The sequence below is a fragment of the Ruegeria sp. G10 genome (genome assembly GCF_056533645.1).
Genome location: NZ_JBQFOQ010000002.1, coordinates 135,527 through 152,772, shown reverse-complemented (window position 1 = coordinate 152,772; position 17,246 = coordinate 135,527). Strand labels below are relative to the sequence as shown.

The window sequence follows — 17,246 nt, the reverse complement described above, 5'->3', positions numbered from 1 at the left end:
TCTCAGGCCTTTCTGATAAGGGCATCCACGGCGACCGCCCGATCGGGCGTGCACAGGAGCGGGTTGATTTCGACCTCGCCAATCGTGTCGGCGTTCTGCATCACATAGGCCTGTACGGCTTCGACTGCGGCCACGATGGCATCCATGTCAGCCGCTGGTTGGCCGCGATAGCCTGCCAGCAGCGGCGCGATCTTCAGCCTTCCAAGGGCGGCGCGGATGTCATCAGGTGTGCAGGGCAGCAATAACGATGCGGTGTCGCGTAGCACCTCGGTCAGCACGCCGCCCGCGCCCAGTGTCAGCACAAAGCCATGGGCCGGGTCGCGGATGACGCCAACCAGCAGTTCGGCGACAGTGCCGGTGATCATCTCTTCGATCAGAATTTCATCGGTGCCGATCCCGGCGGCGATCTCTGCCACATCGCATGCCCGAACATTCAACCGCACTGCCGAATGCTCGGATTTATGCGCCAGACCCACGCCTTTGATGGCGAAAGGCTCGGCCATCTCTTGTGCCGTCGCATGGGCCTGATCCGGGCCGCTGACCGTGCGGTTCTGCGGGATATGTAGCCCACAGGCGGCCAGCGCCTGTTTCGAGTCGCCCTCGGTCAGAGTCCGATGCGCCTCGGCGATACCGGGCAAACAGACGGGAAGCGCTGAAGGCGCGGCCACCTCTCCCGCCGCACGAATGGCAGCGAGCGTTTCGCGCAATCCCATGAACGGCACGACGCCCCCAGCTATGAGGTCGCGGGCAACGTCCTCGGGCAGAAGCTCGGGCAGAGTTGCGGATATTGCGAAGCGCGCGCCGGTTGTCGCGCGCACCTTCTTGGCCGCGCGCGTGGCGCAGGTCCAATCTGTGGAGTCGGTGGTTGGATAGTCGACAATCGAGACGGTCAGGTCGATGTTCTCACCGGTCATGCCGGACCATGCCCGTGCCATCGCCTCTTCGTCACGCCAGATGTAAGTGTGGTAGTCCAGCGGGTTATTCAGCGCGACCATCGGCCCCAACGCCCCGCGCAGATGCGCCTTTTGATGGTCGCTCAGCTGCGGAAAGGTTAGCCCTGTGCCAACGGCCATGTCCGCGATCAGACTGGCCTCACCCCCCGAACAGCTGATCGAGGCGATGTTGCTGCCCGGCAGAGGCCCATAGCAATGCAGCAGTTTCAGCGCCTCAAGAAAATCGGGCAGGGTGGACAGGCGCGGGATGCCAAGACGATCCAGCAGCGCCTGCGCCCCCGCATCACTACCCGCCAGCGAAGCCGTGTGCGAAACCGTTGCCGCCTGCGCCTGTTCCGACGCCCCAACCTTGAGCGCAACCAACGGGACGCCTTTCGCATGGCCCTTGGCTGCCAGCGCCTCCCATTCGCGCAGATCCCCGAACCCTTCGATATGAAGGCCAACAGCCGTAACACGCGGGTCGTCGATCAGGGCCGAGGCGATCTGCGCCTGACTGGTCTGCGCCATGTTCCCACAGGTCACCATATAAGCAATCGGCAGGCCGCGTTTCTGCATGGTCAGGTTGATCGAGATATTCGAGCTTTGCGTCAGGATCGCAACACCGGTATCCACCGGGGTCGCCCCGTGCTGGTCCGGCCACAGCAATGCACCGTCCAGAGCATTGATGAACCCATAACAGTTGGGCCCCAGAATGGGCATGTCGCCCGCCGCTGCGATCAACTGCGCCTGAAGATCATGGCCGGTGTCATCCTCGGCCGCTGCCTCGGAAAAGCCCGAGGCGAAGCACACCGCTCCGCCCGCGCCCATGCTGGCCAGCACCTGAACTGCCTCAATCGTGGCATGGCGGTTTATGCCGATGAACACTGCGTCGGGGGGCTGGGGCAGGTCCTCCAGATGGCCATAAGCCATGTGACCTGCGATGTCCGTGGCCTTGGGATGCACGGGCCAGATGTGGCCCGCATAGCCCATACGTTGGGATTGCAGGATGACCTGCTGGCACCACGCGCCGCCGCCCACGACGGCGATGGATTTGGGGCGCAGCAGCCGGCTGAGGTCCTTGGTGATCATCAGGCACCCAGCGGACGCAATAGATCGCGGCTGATGATATGGCGCTGGATTTCACTGGTGCCGTCCCAGATGCGTTCAACGCGGGCATCGCGCCAGAAGCGCTCGATCGGGAAGTCATCCATCAGGCCCATGCCGCCGAAGATTTGTAGCGTCGTGTCGGTGACCCGCGCCAGCATCTCGGACGCATAGAGCTTGGCCGAGGCGATCTCGCGATTAGAGGGCAGGTTTTCATCCAGACGCCACGCAGCCGACAGGGTCAGCCAGTCGGCGGCATCAATCTCGGTGATCATGTCGGCGATCTGGAAGCCCACGCCCTGAAACTTTCCGATCGGCTGACCGAACTGCTTGCGTTCTGCGGCATAGTTCAGCGCGTAGTCGAAACACCGCCGTGCCCGCCCGACCGAGAAGGCAGCGACCGTCAAGCGGGTGGCGTAAAGCCAATCGTTCATGACCGCAAAGCCGCCATCGACCTCGCCCAGAACCTGCGCATCGGGCAGGCGGCAATTGTCGAAATAGAGGATGTAGTTCTTATAGCCTTTGTGGCTGACCGAGTTATACCCCTCGCGCACCTCAAACCCCGGCGTGCCGCGATCCACGAGGAAGGTGGTGATGCGCTTTTTCGGCCCTTTCGGGGTCTCATCCACGCCGGTGGCGATGAAGACGATAAAGAAATCCGCATGCTCGGCTCCCGAAATGAAGTGTTTCGAGCCGTTGATGACCCAATCCCCGCCATCGCGGGTGGCCTGACATTTCATACCCCGCACATCCGAGCCCGCATCCGGCTCGGTCATCGCCAGCGCGTCCATCTTTTCGCCGCGCACGGCGGGCAGCAGGTAGCGTTCGCGCTGTTCGTCGTTGCAGGCCATCAGGATGTTCTGGGGGCGACCAAAGAAATGCGTCAAAGCCATCGAGCCACGACCCAGTTCACGCTCGACCAGGGTGAAATCAAGATGTGACAGCCCTGCGCCGCCGACCTCTTCAGGGAAGTTGCAGGCATAAAAACCCAGATCGATGCATTTCTGTTTGATCTGCTCACCCAGCTCATGCGGGACCTGACCTGTGCGTTCGACCTCGGCCTCATGCGGGTAGATTTCGTTCTCGACAAAGCTGCGAACGGTCGAGACGATCATTTCCTGTTCTTCGGACAAACCAAATTGCATGGCGTTTGATCCCTTGCTGTCTGGTTTCCGATGAAACGTGATTGTTTGATCTTATGATATGCAGTAATCGCCAGGTATCATGCAGAAATAGAAAAAGATGACACAGAGATATAACATTCTGCTATTTGACGGGTTCTCGAACCATTGTCTGGCCAGCCTTGTCGAGCCGCTGCGCGCCGCGAACACACTGGCGGGACAGGCGCTTTATGCGTGGCGATTCTATGCGCTGGATGGCGCACCTGTGCAAAGCTCCAGCGGGTTGCGGGTGACGCCGGATGGGGCGCTGGGGGTCGAAACGGGCGATGTGCTGGTTGTCATGCCGTCCTATGGTTTTCTTGATCTGGCGGTCCCCGAGACGCTGCGCGCGTTGCGCCGGGGTGCGACGCGGCATGCCAAGCTGGCCGGGCTGGATACCGGTAGCTGGCTGCTTGCCTGCGCCGGTCTGTTAGAGGGTTGCCAAGCGACCATTCACTGGGATGAGCTGTCGCGCTTTGAAGAGGCTTTCCCCGAGGTCGACGCCGTGCAGGAACGCTTCGTGATTGACCGTAACCGGATCACCTGTTCCGGCGCGATGGCGGCTTATGATCTGGCCACCGCGTTGATCCTTGCCGATCACGGGCCGCTTTTGTCCATGGAGGTTGCGCATCTGCTGATGAACCGTAGCGAGCCGGGCGCGGCTGCCCTGCCGATGAACTCGGGCGACAGTCTGGTGAACCGGGTGCTGAGCGTCATGCAGAACACGCTGGAGGCTCCGTTACGGATCAAGGATATTGCCCGGCAGCTGGGTTGCTCGCAGAAGAAGATCGAAACCCGCGTGCAGGCGGAATTGGGAACGACACCGCAGGCGCTTTATCGTCGCTTGCGGTTGAATCTTGCGCGCAAACTTGCGGCCGAGACCCGGCAATCGGTGGCCGAGATCGCCGGTCGTTGCGGGTATGAGAGTGCCAGTGCCATGACCCGAGCATTCAGGGTCGAGTTCGGGCTGACCCCGACCGCCTACCGCAACGACGGCTCGGCTTACGCGCGCATGCGCGAGAACTCCGGGTCGTAGGGCGAAGGGGCAATCACTTCGGCCCCGACCATGTCCCCGCACAGATCGAGTTGCATCAGACTGCCAGGGGCCGCGAAGGCCGGTTCGACAAAAGCATAGGCAAGGTTCAGCCCGACGCGGTGGCCCCAATCCCCCGAGGTGATTGTACCCACAACCTTGCCGTCCAACATCAGCGACGCGCCGCCATGCGCAGGCGCGCTTGTGGTGTCGAGCTTCAGGCCGACCAGACGCTTGCGCGGACCTTCCGACTGGCGTTTCAGCAGCGCCTCACGACCAATGAAATCGCCTTTGTTCAGCTTCACAAACCGATCCAGCCCGGTCTCAAAGGGGTCGAATTCGGTCAACAGATCGGCTTTCCAATGCAGGAACCCCTTCTCCATCCGCATCGAGTCGACCGCTCGCGCGCCGAACAGTTTCAGCCCGTGCGCCTTTCCGGCCTGGCGCAGCGCAAGATAGGCAGCGTAGAGCGAGGCGTTGGGGACGTGGATCTCATAGGCCAGCTCACCCGAGAAACTGATATTCAACACCGTGGCCGGGGCGATGCCGACAAAGCATTCGCGCACCGAAAGCCATGGGAACGCGTCGCGGGACCAGTCGCCGCGCGCGCAGGCAGACAGCACATCGCGCGCCTTGGGGCCAGCCAGAACCAGAATGGTCTGATCGTTGGTCAGGGATCGCAGCTGCACATCCTCGCCTTCCCGCAGATGCGCCTGCAACCAGTCCATATCGTGATACTCGCTGGCCGCCGCCGACCCGTACCAGACCCGAGCCGGGCCGCGATCGCTGGCGGGCAGGTTCGCGATGGTCGCCTCGGCCTTCACCATGCCGTGGCGGTTCAGCAGATAGCCCAGCCCCACGCGCCCGTCGCGCTTCGTTACGGCACCGCAGAGCATCCGGTCGAGAAAGCTGTGCCGGTCTGCGCCGGTGATTTCGATCCGGTTGAAACCGTTCACTTCTGTCAGGCCGACATTGGTCTGGATGTTCTGAACCTCGGCAGCGACCAGATCGAAGGCCTCGTCGAAATTGAAGCTGAGCGTGGGGTGAAAGTCGGGCGACGGCTTGATGTAATCGACCCGCTCCCACCCGTTCACGACGGTGAACTCGGCCCCTTCGGCGGCCAGCACGGGTGTCAGCGGGGTGGTCTTGGCGGGTCGGCCCGCAGGGCGGTGTTCATGGGGGAAGTGGAACCGGAATTCGTTCTGATAATCTTCGATGGCTTTCAGCGCGGTCAGTTCCACATTCGCATGGCCGGTAAAGCGGCGCGGGTCGAGGCACCATGTATCATAACACGCCTCGCCATGCACGATCTGCTGGGCCAGCAGCCAGCCGTGGCCGCCGCCTTCGCCCAGACCTGCCCGCAGGCCGATGATGCAAAAGGCGTTGCGCTTGCCCGGGATCGGACCGACCAGAGGCGCGCCGTCGATTGTGTAGGTGATCGGGCCGTTGACGACGGTGTGGATGCCGACCTCCGTCAGCGCGGGCATACGGGCAAAGGCCCCTTCCAACACATCAGTCACCCGGTCCAGATCATCGGGGCAGAGCGCGTTGACAAAGTTCGGATCGATCCCGTCCAACCCCCAAGTCTTGCAATCCTGTTCGTAGAACCCCACCAACAACCCATTCTTTTCCTGACGGCAGTAATAGTCGCTGATCGGGCAACGCAGCAGGGGCATCCGGTGACCCGCCTCGCGGATCGCGGGGATTTCCTCGGTCAGGAAATACTGATGCTCCATCGAGGCAACGGGGTGATGCACACCCATCATCGCGCCGACCTCGTTCACGCGGTAACCGCAGGCGTTCACCACGATATCGCAGTCAATGTCGCCATGTTCTGTGTGCACGGTCCATGTATCATCCTTGTGCTGGGTCAGCGCAGTAACAGGTGTATTCCGATAGACCTCGGCCCCGGCCTTGCGCGCACGTCGCGCCAGCGCCTGACACAGCTGCGCCGGGTCAATGTCGCCATCCAGCGGGTCCCAGAGCCCGCCCAGCAGGTTCTCGGTCGAAATCAGCGGGTGGCGGCGGGCACATTCATCGGCGTCGATCACCTCGAAATGCACGTCCATGCCACGGGCCATGGATGCGAAATGGTGATAGCCCTGCATTTGCTCGGGTGTGTTGGCCAGACGGATACCGCCGTCGCCGTGATGGTAGTTGATCGGGTAATCCGGGTCCTCGGCCAGTTCCTTATACAGGTTGATCGAGTGGGTCTTGAGCCCAACCATCGTCTGGTTCATGCCGAAATTGGTCACCTGCGCGGCGGAATGCCATGTGGTGCCGCTGGTCAATTCGTTGCGCTCGACCAAGACCACATCGGTCCACCCTTCGCGGGTTAGGTGGTACAGCGTTGAGCAACCGGCGATGCCGCCGCCAATGACGACCACCTTGGTGCGCGATTTCATGCAGGGACCCTCCGCCACGTTTTCCGGGATTAGGGCGGTTTGGGCTGGGGTTCTCAAGAGGAGGTATAGGTGCGCGCAAAATATCGAAAACTAATCCATAATATTTCGTACTAAAACGGTTTCCGTTGAACGCGGGGCGGCGGCTCCTTTGAATATCCGCAGCAAGCGGGTCGAAAGGATGGTCATGTCAGCACGGCAAGGAAAGCGGGCCGGTCGAAAGGGCCGTCTGGCGCAGCGGGCTGAAAAACCGGCGCTTGACCCGTGTCCTCCGGGGCAGCCGGGGGGCAGCTATAAGCCGCTGACCGAGGCCGAGCTGGAGCGGATCTATTCGACCGCACTTGATCTGCTCGACCGGCTGGGCATGGGTGAGGTGCCGCCGAGGCTGCATGCCGATCTGCTGGCTGCTGGCGCGCGCGACACCGGCGAGGGCCGGGTGACCTTCCCGCCGCAGCTTGTCGAACAGGCCATCGATCAGGCGGCCAAGACCTTTGTCCTGCATGGCCGCGACGAGGCCCGCTCGATCGAGGTCGGTGGCAACCGCGTGCATTTCGGCACCGGAGGGGCGGCGGTTCAGACGCTGGACATGGAGAGCGGCGTCTATCGCCCGTCGACCCTGAAGGACTTGCATGATTTCACGCGGCTTCAGGATGTGCTGGCCAATGTCAGCTGGTTCACGCGCTGCTGCGTCGCGACCGATGTGCCCGAGATCTATGATCTGGATGTGAACACAGTCTATGCGCTGCTGAAGAACACCACCAAACCCACCGCGACCTCATTCACGGTGGCCGAGCATGTCGCCCCGATTGTCGAAATGCTGGATATAGCGGCGGGCGGGCCTGGTGAGTTTTCCAAACGCCCCTTCATGAAGGCGCATATCAGCCCGATCATCTCGCCGATGCGCTTTGGCGAGGATGCCGTGGACGTCGTCTACGCCTGCATCGAACATAACATTCCGATGTCCTGCATCACCGCTGCGCAGGCGGGGGCGACCGCGCCCGCGACGCTGGCGGGGTTTCTGGCCCAATCGCTGGCCGAGACGCTGGCCAGTCTGGTGATGGTCCATGCCATTCAGCCCGGATTTCCCATGGTGTTCTCGAACTGGCCGCTGGTCATCGACCTGCGCACCGGCGCGTTTTCCGGCGGCAGCGGTGAGACGGCGGTGCTGAACGCGGCATCGGCGCAGCTGTCGAACTGGCTGGGCCTGACTTCGGGCGTGGCCTGTTCGATGAGCGACGCCAAGGCTATTGATGCGCAATACGGGATGGAAAAGGGGCTGACCTCGATGGCGGCGGCGCTGGCGGGGGGGAACCTGATCTATGAAAGCTCGGGCATGACGGCGTCTTTGCTGGGGGTGAGTTTTGAGGGGTTCGTGCTGGATGACGAGATGCACTCGAACACCTACCGCACCCTGCGCGGCATCGAAGTGACCGAGGAAAACCTTGGCTTTGATGCGATTTGCGAGGCGGTTCTGGGCGAGGGGCATTTTCTGGGCGGTCAGCACACCTTTGCTGCAATGGAGCGGGATTATTTCTATCCCAGCCTCGCCGACAGGGATGAGCCCCGGACTTGGGCCGAAAACGGTGCACAAGATGCGTGGAGCCGCGCGCGCCAGAGGGCGCAAGAGATTTTGCGTGATCACCAGCCCACTTATCTGACGCCCGAGCAAGACAAGGCGATCCGGGCACGGTTCAACATTCTCTGAGCGGTTGGCCTACTGGATCAGTCCGAACCGCTCGGCCAGCCATGGGTTGTCTGCGTGCAGGGGCGCCAGGATGCGGTCGCGGATCAGAGTGCGTGTCTTGGTATCGACCAGTTCGATCACCGACCGCGAACAATCCGGCGTCGCAACCAGCGCCAGCGTGCGAGAGAAGCTTTTGCCCGGAAAGGGGTGCATCTTCAGCTTTGGCTGAAACCGTTTGGCCCGCGAAAACAGCAGAGGGGTGGTGATGGTCCACCCGGCACCGGCGGCGACCATGGACATAAGCGTCTGGTTATTGCTGCACTCGAACCGATGGGGCGATGAAAACCCCATCCGGCGCAGTTGCGATTCAATCTGCCGCGCAATGATCAAAGAGCTGGAGAAACGCAGGAAAGGCAATTTCGTGCGGCCCTCGACGATATCGGTCAACGATTCGTCATTGACCTTTGGCAGCACGATCACAAACGGGTCGCGCAGCAATAGGCGATCCTGAAGGTCGCGCATCTTTTCCGTGGGCGTGGTGGAGATACCCAAATCGAGCTGCCGGTCGCGCAGCATCTCGATGATCGTATGGCTGGTGTCGGTGTGATACAGAAAATCGCAGGCGGGCATATTGGCCGACAGGTACACGGCCAGTTCGGGGATGATGTCGCTGTCAAAATCCTCGATCGTGCCAAAGCGCAGATAGCTGGCCTCGGCGATGCTGCCCGCCGACGCTTCGGCCTTGGCCTTGCGGATCAGATGCAGCGCGTCATCGATATTGCGCAGGAATACATGCCCCTTGGGCGTCAGCACCATGGGGCGGCGCGCGTGATTGAACAGCTCGACGCCCAGATGATCCTCGAGGTTGCGCAGATGATGCGAGATCGTGCTGATCGTCAGGCCGGTTTCCTTCGCGGCCGCTTGTAGCGACCCCTTCTGCGCACAAATCTGAAACAATTCCAGCCATTTGAGGCTGAGGTCCTTGGGGGCGGTTTGGCGAGGCATAAGGGGTGTCTCGTTCAGCTTGGGCGCGTTTTGGTCATGGCATTGGGGTCTTGATATCAGAAGCTTGATATCCGGGCGCGATATTCTGCAACGGCTTTGTTCGGAATCATCCGGGCAGCATTGGCAGCGTGCGGAACTCCTGTTTCAGCCATGGGAATCTGGTGGTCATTGGTGCGACGACATGTTGGCGGATGAGATCGTTCAGCGCATTGTGGATCAACCGCGTGGTGGTTGGCGGGTAAACGCTGGTTGTGAACAGGGAAACAGTGCGGGCAAAGCTTTTGCCCGGAAAGGGCAGGGCGCGGGTATCCTCGTGGAACCGGCGTGCGCGATAATAGCTTGCTGCGGTACTGATCGCCCAACCGCTGCCTTCTGCCACCAGCCCGATGATGGATTGATTGCATTCCAGTTCAAAACGATTGGGCAAGTTGATCTTACTGCGCGTCAACTGGCTTTCGATCAGTTTGCCAATATTATGGTCCCGAGAATACCGCAGCAAAGGCAGAGCGGCGTCTGGTTCGAGCAGCTCGTCGAATGAGCCATGAAAAGAAGGCGGCAGAATCAAAATGAACGGATCCCGAAGCACCGGAAACTCGACCAATCCCTCGACATGATCGGCAGGTCTGGCGGCGACCCCCGCATCCAGCTTCTGCGATTGGAGTTTGTCGATGATTTCGTGGCTGGGGCGGTTGAAATGGCGGAAGTTGCATCGGGGTAATGAAACTGAAAGATGCCGAAAAAGCTCTGGTACAACGCGGATGTCGAGATCGTCGAACAATCCCAGCCGCAGATCGGTCGCATGCTGCCAGCTGCCCGAACGCAGCTCGGCCTCGCCTCTTCTCAGGGCGGTCAGCCCGTCTCTTACGTGACGCAGGAAAACCGTCCCGGCGGGGGTCAGGCCCATCGGGCGGCGGCTGTGATCGACCAGATCGACCTCCAACGCTTTCTCAAGGCTGCGCAGATGGTTTGAAACAGTGCTTATGGACAGCCCGGTCTCAACCGATACTTTTTGGATCGATCCAAGCTTGGCGATAAGCTGAAACACCTCCAGCCATCTTAGACTGAGCGATTTTTTAGGCATTCCGGCGGTCCGATCCCACAGTTCATCGATCCAAAGCGAAACAAAGTTTCGCTTTTACCGCAACAAGTTTTTTATTTCACGATTCCATCTGTCGGCGATTATGGTTTTTCCACTGATCCAGAGTTCGAGATCTAAGAACAGTCGAACAGACGGAACCAGCAGGGAGAACATAGACAAAATGATCAAAAGAAAACTGTTAACCACCACCTTTGCCAGCATTGCTGCGCTGACCGCTTCGCAGGCGGCGGCGTTGGATGAGCTTACCGTTGCGTATTTCCTCGAGTGGCCGATGCCGTTCCAATACGCCAAGGCAAATGGCACCTACGAAGAAGAGCTTGGTGTAAAGATCAACTGGGTGTCCTTCGACACAGGTACGGCAATGTCGGCGGCGATGGCGTCGGGCGATGTGCAGATCGCAGTCAGCCAGGGTGTGCCACCCTTTGTTGTCACCACTTCGGCAGGTCAGGACATCCAGATTGTTGACGTCGCCGTCAGCTATTCTGAAAACGACAACTGCGTCGTAGCCGAGGCGCTGGAGATTGACAAAGACAACGCGACCGAGCTGAACGGCAAGAAAGTTGGCGTCCCGATCGGTACGGCAGCGCATTATGGCTTCCTGTCGCAGATGGGCCATTTCGGCGTTGATGTCGGCTCGATGGAGATTGTGGATATGGCCCCGGCTGACGGCGCGGCGGCCTTTGCACAAGGCAACCTGGATATGGTCTGTGGCTGGGGTGGCGCACTGCGTCGCATGGTCGAGCATGGCAACATCCTGCTGACCGGAGCCGAGAAGGAAGAACTGGGCATTCTGGTCTTTGATGTGACCAGCGCTCCGTCCAGCTTCATCGAGGAAGAGCCCGAGCTTCTCTCGAAGTTCCTGAAAGTGACCGCAGACGCCAACGCGAAGTGGAATGCCGGTGACAGCAAGGATGAGATGCTACCGGTGATCGCCAAGGATGCGGGTATGGATCCGGCAGATGCCGAGGCGACTATCGCGACCTTCACCTTCCCGTCGGTCGACGAACAGCTGTCCGAGAAGTGGCTGGGCGGAGGCGCACAGGACTTCATGAAGGGCGTGGCCAACGTCTTTGTTTCGGCAGGTAGCATCGAGTCCGCACTGGACTCCTATGAAGGTGCTGTGAATACCGCGCCGCTGGCGGCTGCAAGTAACTAAGACCGCAAAACGCGATATCCGACCGGCCCCTCAGACGGGCCGGTCGAACGCTATGCACGCAGGAAGGATACAGGATGCCTGAACTGGACATTGTTGATTTGTCCATGCGCTTCGACCTACCCAATGGTTCATCAGTACAGGCGCTGCAGGATGTCTCGCTGAGCCTGAAAGAAGGTGAGCTGATGTCGGTGCTTGGCCCCTCTGGCTGTGGCAAGACCACATTGCTGAACATCGTCGCGGGATTTCTGGCCCCCACATCGGGCAAGATCGAACTGAACGGCCATCTGGTCAAAGGCCCGGACGCGGAGCGGGGGATGGTATTCCAGAAAGGCGCGTTGTTCGAATGGATGAACGTGCGCGAAAATGTCGAGTTCGGTCCGCGCATGAAAGGTATGCCCAAGGCCGAGCGCGACAAGATCTCGGATCATCTGCTTGAGGTCGTTGGCCTGCAGGATTTCAAGGACAAGGCAGTTTACGAACTGTCGGGCGGGATGCAGCAACGCGTGGCGTTGGCGCGCTGTCTGGCCAACGAGCCGGACGTGATCCTGATGGATGAACCCTTGGGCGCTCTGGACGCGCTGACGCGAGAAAAGATGCAGGGTCTGGTTCTGAAGCTATGGAAAGAGACCGGCAAGACCATCATCCTGATCACCCACTCGGTCGAAGAGGCGCTGTTGCTGGGCGAGCGCCTGATCGTGATGGCCCCCAGACCGGGCCGGATTCACCGCGAATACAACCTGCCCTTTGCCGAACGTGGCGTGAATGCGGATCTGCGCGACGTGAAAAAATCCGAAGGGTTTGCGGAAAAACGCGATGAGATCCTGTCGATGATCTGGGAGATGGAAGAAGAGATTATGGGTCGTACGGAGCAGGCATCATGATTGTACTTCTGTTTTACATCGGCCTGTTCGGAGGCGCGTTCTTCATCGTTTACGCGATGCGCCGGGGCTTGCAGTCGCGGCAGGACTTTACCAGCCTGAAAACCGTGACCTTCGGTGACGAAAGCGCGGTGCGGGCGGATCGGGCGGCTTCGATCATTTCCGTTCTCGTGATATTTGTGATCTGGGCCGCGTTTACCGGATCGAAACTGTTTCCGATCCATGTGCCCGGTCCCTTCGTTGGCGAGACCCAATTCACCTACACCTTGGAAAACGCTGATGGGACCACGGATGAGGCGACCGTCTTCGTTCGCGTGCCTGCATTCGGCGAAGAGGTAGACGATTTCGAGGTTGAACCCGGAGCAGGCTTTGCCAAGGATGATGCTTTTGCAGCACCAGCGGGCCGCTCCTCGACCATTCTGTTCGACAAGAATGATGACGCCAAGCGCAAGGATGGGGCAAAGATCATTGCCATCAACGGCACACCGATTGGCCCGGATGATGCGGTGAATACGGGCGACGGAAAGGTTACCCTGACCGGCAAAGGCGCAATCAGCTTCACGCCCAATCAGGGTCTTCAGATGAATCCGATCTGGCTGCCTGCACCGGAAACCGTCGTGGCACGTTTCTTTGAAATCGCCAGCGAAGGGTATCAGAACTTCTCACTCTGGCAGCACTTGGGCTGGTCCTTGCTGCGTGTCATCGCCGGGTTTGTGGCGGGCGCGCTGGTGGGTATTCCGCTGGGCTATGCCATGGGTCTTTCGGGCTGGTTCCGCGGGTGGTTCGACCCAATCGTCGAATTCATGCGACCGGTGCCTCCGCTGGCGCTGATCCCGCTGGTGATCATCTGGTTTGGAATCTGGGAGACAGGCAAGATCGTGTTGCTGTTCCTCGCGGCGTTGTGGATCATGACTATCGCGGCACGTGCAGGAGTTTCGGGAGTGAACATCTCGAAAATCCATGCGGCCTACTCTCTGGGTGCCTCAAAATGGCAGATCATGCGCTATGTGATCGTGCCGAACTCGCTGCCCGAGATATTCACGGGCGCACGGGTCGCGATGGGCGTTTGCTGGGGCACGGTTGTTGCTGCGGAACTGGTGGCCGCACAGAAAGGCGCTGGTATGATGATCATCGCCGCTTCGAAATTCCAGCTAACCGATATCGTCATAATGGGCATCGTCCTGATCGGCGTGATCGGGTATGGGATCGACATCCTGATGCGCAAAGCGGAAAACTGGCTCGTGCCCTGGAAAGGCCGCAGCTGATCGTTCGGATCGCCGTCCAAAAGCGGCTCCCGACTGTCTTCGGGGGTCGCTTAGTAGTCGGATACCAGTAGAAAATCTGGTGCTGTATCTTCCTCGATGGTCGCAAAGCGCGGGATCGGGTCTTCGAACACGTTGTCCGTGCGATCGTCATTCACCGTCGAGACTTCGCCAATCAGACAATCGCCCTGTTCCGCCCAGAATGCGTGCCAGATGCCGGGCATGAGGGTCACGCTCTGACCGGGTTTCAGGCGCAATAGCTCGCCGGGTTGAATGGTGACCGGGCAAGCATCGCTTGGGACCACAACCGGGGTTTCGCGATCAATGCCACCTTCGGGGTCCGACGCGTAAATCTCCATAACAAGGTCGCCACCGCCACGATTGATAATATCCTCGGCCTTCAGGATATGGCGGTGCATGGGCGACAGCTGTTTATCACGCGAGATCAAGAGTTTTTCGGCGTAAAGCATGCCACGACCCTGGCTCAGGTCACTGACATCACCGTTGCGCAGCGTAAAGAGGAACAGCCCCAATTCGTCGAAGCGGCCCTGGCCATAGTCGGTGATATCCCAACCGAGGCCACGGTCGCGGATGCCTGCGGCTTTGTCGCTGCGCATCTCGTCCGGTGTCCAATCGGCAAAGGGAGGCAGCACAGCCCCAAAGGACTGGACAAAGCGTTGAGCTTCGGCCTTGATGTTGTTGATATCAGATCGTTTCATTGTCTTTTGCCCATCAAAGTTCATGCGCCCAGGGCGGGTTTGCCCCAGCGCGGGATACAGTTACGGCGGCGACCTGAGCGCCCAGTTCCAATGCAGCCTTCAAGTCGTCTGAAGAGAGAGCCCGCAGCGCCGATTTCTTCATCTGTCCGGCTTGCTCAAGCTGCGCAAGAACGCCGGCGTTGAACGTATCGCCCGCACCAACAGTATCGACGACATCGACCTTTTGAACCGGAACCGAGACGGCCGAGCCGTTGGCAAGATAGCCCGTTGCGCCATCTCGCCCTTGGGTGACGATCACGACTGAAGGCCCGGCTTGTAGCAGCAGCGGTATTTTCTCGGCATGGGACTCCGGGCCCGGAATGATCCAGTCGAGGTCTTCGTCAGAAACCTTGACGATGTCAGACTGTGCGATCATCCGATTGAGGCGGGTGCGATAGCGCGTCTGATCCTTGATGAACCCCGGTCGGATATTGGGATCCAGCATCACCGCACGCTCTGAACCATGCCGTTCCAGCAGCGCTGCATAGGCATCGGCACAGGGCTCGCAAGCCAGGCTGATCCCGCCGAAATATAATGCTGAGACCCCGGCCAGTTGATCCGGCATATCGTCGGGACGCAGCATGCGGCCCGCTGAATTCTCATCGACAAAGCTGTAGGTCGCGTGGCCGTCCTTAAGCTGGACAAAGGCCAGCGTCGTAGGGCGATCCGCGCGAATAATGTGGCTGGTCGAGACATGGCTGATCTGAAGCGTCGCAGTCAGTTGTTCGCCAAACATATCGGTCGAGAGGCCGCTGAGCAGCCCGGTCTGGATACCCAGACGCCCCAGCGCAATCGCGGTATTGAAGATTGCCCCGCCGGAATGCGGCACAAACCCCTGTTCGCCCGTAATCGTTGGGGCCGCTATCATGTCGATCAGGGCTTCTCCGCAACACAGGATCATCCCGTTATCCTTCTTTTGGACAGGTTCTTACCGCGCGAGCGCATTCTGGCAGAAATTGTTAGCGCCAACAATCCCGAACTCATCCTGTTCCGACACATAGAGGTTCATACCCTGGCGCAACGTATCGAACCGCCCGCCTGCATTGAAGGCCCGCAGGAAATCCTGCCCAAACAGCCAGCGGTTCTTTTCAGCGACGCCACCCACCAGGAACACCCCGCCAGTTGGGACCAGCGCCGTTGCCAGATCGCCCATGATTGCGCCGAGATGTTCCGTAAACATGCGCGCGGTCTTCACGGCACAGGGATCATTGCCGTCCAGCGCGTCCTGTAGGATTTCTTTGGCAGATCGCGTTACCGCCTGGGTCCGACCACCGGCCATACTCACCGCTTGATACAGAATGGGCAGGCCCGTCCCGCTCAGAAACATCTCGGCTTCGATCACCAGGCTATCTTCGAAAAAGCACTCGGGCGCGATGCGCCGGGCGGCGTCGAAGACCTCGACCTCATCACGATGCCGGGGCGAGAGGCCCATATGCCCGCCCTCGCCGGATGCTGTGTGGAAATGACCTTCGGACCAGAGCAGAGCCCCGACGCCCAGCCCTGTTCCCGGGCCTACAACCAAACGGGTTCCGAGCGGGGGCGTGGGCTTGCCCTGAAGAACCTCAACCTGATCTCCGGTGATCTCGGCAACGGACCAGGCGGCTGCGGTGAAATCGTTGATCACAAAGGTATGGTGTGCACCGGAGGCGCGGGCAAGCGTGTCTTCGGACAGTACCAGATTTGCGTTGGTCAGCCGGATCGCGCCATCCCGCACCGGCCCGGCCCCGGCGGCCACCACGGCGCGCGGGTCGGTGCCGATCTCGTCGCGCAGGTCGTGCAGCGCGGTGTGTAGGTCTGCCAGAGTTCCGGTTGGATGTTTGCGCAGGTCGGTCAACTCTCCGTTGGTGACCACTCCCAGCCGGGTGTTGGTGCCACCGATATCCGCAACAAGGTTCCAATGGGCGTGCAGGTGCCGCTCGGGCAGGATCCATGGGGTGCGAAGGGGGTGGTCGGACAGAAGTGCAGGGATCTCTGGTTGATTCACGTCTAGAAACACGCCGCGCACCGGGATATGCCGTTCAACCGCCTCTAGCACGGGATCAAGGTTCGCCATGTCCTCAGCGGAGAGCGTCAAGTACAACGGCCGGTCTTTGGTGTAACCGTGCACAACCTCAAGCGCGTGCACGGCCTCTGCTGACACGCCATACCAGTCCACCGGCTCGGCAATTGTCGAAAGGTCCTGCTGCCAGGTCCCGGGCAGACCGTCGCCTATCTGGTCGAGGATCGCGGCGGGGTAGTGCCCGGTGATCACCGCCTCAAGCTCGGCGGGGTCGGCGCGGCCAAGCTCGGCACCGATGTTGGTCATGCCATAGCTGCGCATCGCCTGAACCGCCTGACCATGGGCCAGAAACTGGTGATGAAGACTGCGCGCGGTGCCACGTTGGTCAGTTTCATCAATCGGAGTACGTCCGCCATGCGCGATGCTAAACAGGCGCGCGCCCATGCGGGCCACGACTGCCTCGGCGAAATCGGCAAAACGCGGGGCAATGTCCCGGTTCCGCCAGCCACCGATATCGGTCAGCGGCGCGGGCAGGGTGTTATGGTCAAGCGTGATGCAAGGTCGTAACCCGTGATGCAAGATCTGGTCGATCTGCTGCTCATAGGTGTCCAGCGCTTTTGGATCGGGGTTGTACCCATCAGGCAGGATGTGATCCCATTCAAGTCGCAGGCGAAAACAGTCGGGCCCCGCCATGATCGGCGCAGGCGCGCTGGTGCCAAACAGAAAACCTGCGGGAAAGTCTGAACGGGTGTATTTCATCGCTGCAACCTGCTG

The 17,246-nt window shown here is 60.3% G+C and carries 13 protein-coding genes; 5 read left to right on the top strand and 8 right to left on the bottom strand.

Translation table 11 applies throughout. The features are described 5' to 3' along the window. Positions 1–2: 2 nt before the first annotated feature. Entirely contained in the window at positions 3–2,021 is a 2,019-nt protein-coding gene (locus tag ACR0KM_RS04465; protein WP_480857840.1) for an acetate--CoA ligase family protein, read from the bottom strand. Continuing rightward, positions 2,021–3,181 carry an acyl-CoA dehydrogenase family protein gene (locus ACR0KM_RS04460; RefSeq protein ID WP_480857838.1) on the bottom strand — a complete coding sequence of 387 codons (1,161 nt, stop codon included), beginning with the start codon at positions 3,179–3,181 and terminating at the stop codon, positions 2,021–2,023. Before ACR0KM_RS04460 ends, ACR0KM_RS04465 begins: the two co-directional genes overlap by 1 nt. 97 nt (positions 3,182–3,278) lie before the next feature. Here ACR0KM_RS04460 and ACR0KM_RS04455 point away from each other — a divergent pair, with 97 nt between their 5' ends. Beyond that, positions 3,279–4,232, top strand: coding sequence for a GlxA family transcriptional regulator (locus ACR0KM_RS04455; RefSeq protein WP_480857836.1), 954 nt, complete (start codon positions 3,279–3,281; stop codon positions 4,230–4,232). Here ACR0KM_RS04455 and ACR0KM_RS04450 read toward each other — a convergent pair. After that, complete coding sequence (locus ACR0KM_RS04450) at positions 4,199–6,634, bottom strand: GcvT family protein (protein WP_480857834.1); 2,436 nt, start codon at positions 6,632–6,634, stop codon at positions 4,199–4,201. The two genes, ACR0KM_RS04455 and ACR0KM_RS04450, sit on opposite strands and share 34 nt — an antisense overlap. Before the next feature lie 184 nt (positions 6,635–6,818). Between ACR0KM_RS04450 and ACR0KM_RS04445 the strand changes: the two genes are divergently transcribed. After that, complete coding sequence (locus ACR0KM_RS04445) at positions 6,819–8,336, top strand: trimethylamine methyltransferase family protein (protein WP_480857833.1); 1,518 nt, start codon at positions 6,819–6,821, stop codon at positions 8,334–8,336. Positions 8,337–8,345: 9 nt separating this feature from the next. Here ACR0KM_RS04445 and ACR0KM_RS04440 read toward each other — a convergent pair whose 3' ends face one another. Both ACR0KM_RS04440 and ACR0KM_RS04435 read right to left on the bottom strand, forming a co-directional pair. Beyond that, the gene (locus ACR0KM_RS04440; RefSeq protein WP_480857832.1) at positions 8,346–9,320 is read right to left on the bottom strand and encodes a LysR family transcriptional regulator; all 975 of its coding nucleotides are present in this window, start codon (positions 9,318–9,320) and stop codon (positions 8,346–8,348) included. A 106-nt stretch (positions 9,321–9,426) separates the two neighbouring features. After that, positions 9,427–10,401, bottom strand: a complete 975-nt coding sequence (locus ACR0KM_RS04435; protein ID WP_480820733.1) for a LysR family transcriptional regulator — start codon at positions 10,399–10,401, stop codon at positions 9,427–9,429. A gap of 178 nt (positions 10,402–10,579) precedes the next feature. On the opposite strand from ACR0KM_RS04435, the gene ACR0KM_RS04430 reads away from it, so the two are divergent. The 3 genes from ACR0KM_RS04430 (at position 10,580) to ACR0KM_RS04420 (ending at position 13,718) form a co-directional block, all read left to right on the top strand. Continuing rightward, complete coding sequence (locus ACR0KM_RS04430; RefSeq protein WP_480820735.1) at positions 10,580–11,575, top strand: taurine ABC transporter substrate-binding protein; 996 nt, start codon at positions 10,580–10,582, stop codon at positions 11,573–11,575. Between the two features lie 74 nt (positions 11,576–11,649). Next, on the top strand, positions 11,650–12,456 hold the full coding sequence (locus ACR0KM_RS04425; RefSeq protein WP_480820737.1) for a taurine ABC transporter ATP-binding protein: 807 nt from the start codon (positions 11,650–11,652) through the stop codon (positions 12,454–12,456). Continuing rightward, positions 12,453–13,718 (top strand): ABC transporter permease, encoded by a 1,266-nt coding sequence (locus ACR0KM_RS04420; protein ID WP_480857831.1) that lies wholly within the window; start codon positions 12,453–12,455, stop codon positions 13,716–13,718. Before ACR0KM_RS04425 ends, ACR0KM_RS04420 begins: the two co-directional genes overlap by 4 nt. A 50-nt stretch (positions 13,719–13,768) precedes the next feature. Here the strand turns inward: ACR0KM_RS04420 and ACR0KM_RS04415 are convergent, their stop codons facing one another. From ACR0KM_RS04415 to ACR0KM_RS04405, 3 genes are read right to left on the bottom strand one after another with little or no spacing between them, the layout of a single operon-like run. Continuing rightward, on the bottom strand, positions 13,769–14,434 hold the full coding sequence (locus ACR0KM_RS04415) for a D-lyxose/D-mannose family sugar isomerase (RefSeq protein WP_480857830.1): 666 nt from the start codon (positions 14,432–14,434) through the stop codon (positions 13,769–13,771). Positions 14,435–14,447: 13 nt separating this feature from the next. Further along, entirely contained in the window at positions 14,448–15,374 is a 927-nt protein-coding gene (locus tag ACR0KM_RS04410; protein WP_480820743.1) for a carbohydrate kinase family protein, read from the bottom strand. A 27-nt stretch (positions 15,375–15,401) separates the two neighbouring features. Beyond that, complete coding sequence (locus tag ACR0KM_RS04405; RefSeq protein ID WP_480857828.1) at positions 15,402–17,231, bottom strand: family 1 glycosylhydrolase; 1,830 nt, start codon at positions 17,229–17,231, stop codon at positions 15,402–15,404. Positions 17,232–17,246 lie beyond the last annotated feature (15 nt).

Coding starts and splice junctions, on each gene's coding strand:
- ACR0KM_RS04465 (WP_480857840.1), bottom strand. CDS start 2,021: ATGATCACCAAGGACCTCAGCCGGCTGCTGCGCCCCAAATCCATCGCC.
- ACR0KM_RS04460 (WP_480857838.1), bottom strand. CDS start 3,181: ATGCAATTTGGTTTGTCCGAAGAACAGGAAATGATCGTCTCGACCGTT.
- ACR0KM_RS04455 (WP_480857836.1), top strand. CDS start 3,279: ATGACACAGAGATATAACATTCTGCTATTTGACGGGTTCTCGAACCAT.
- ACR0KM_RS04450 (WP_480857834.1), bottom strand. CDS start 6,634: ATGAAATCGCGCACCAAGGTGGTCGTCATTGGCGGCGGCATCGCCGGT.
- ACR0KM_RS04445 (WP_480857833.1), top strand. CDS start 6,819: ATGTCAGCACGGCAAGGAAAGCGGGCCGGTCGAAAGGGCCGTCTGGCG.
- ACR0KM_RS04440 (WP_480857832.1), bottom strand. CDS start 9,320: ATGCCTCGCCAAACCGCCCCCAAGGACCTCAGCCTCAAATGGCTGGAA.
- ACR0KM_RS04435 (WP_480820733.1), bottom strand. CDS start 10,401: ATGCCTAAAAAATCGCTCAGTCTAAGATGGCTGGAGGTGTTTCAGCTT.
- ACR0KM_RS04430 (WP_480820735.1), top strand. CDS start 10,580: ATGATCAAAAGAAAACTGTTAACCACCACCTTTGCCAGCATTGCTGCG.
- ACR0KM_RS04425 (WP_480820737.1), top strand. CDS start 11,650: ATGCCTGAACTGGACATTGTTGATTTGTCCATGCGCTTCGACCTACCC.
- ACR0KM_RS04420 (WP_480857831.1), top strand. CDS start 12,453: ATGATTGTACTTCTGTTTTACATCGGCCTGTTCGGAGGCGCGTTCTTC.
- ACR0KM_RS04415 (WP_480857830.1), bottom strand. CDS start 14,434: ATGAAACGATCTGATATCAACAACATCAAGGCCGAAGCTCAACGCTTT.
- ACR0KM_RS04410 (WP_480820743.1), bottom strand. CDS start 15,374: ATGATCCTGTGTTGCGGAGAAGCCCTGATCGACATGATAGCGGCCCCA.
- ACR0KM_RS04405 (WP_480857828.1), bottom strand. CDS start 17,231: ATGAAATACACCCGTTCAGACTTTCCCGCAGGTTTTCTGTTTGGCACC.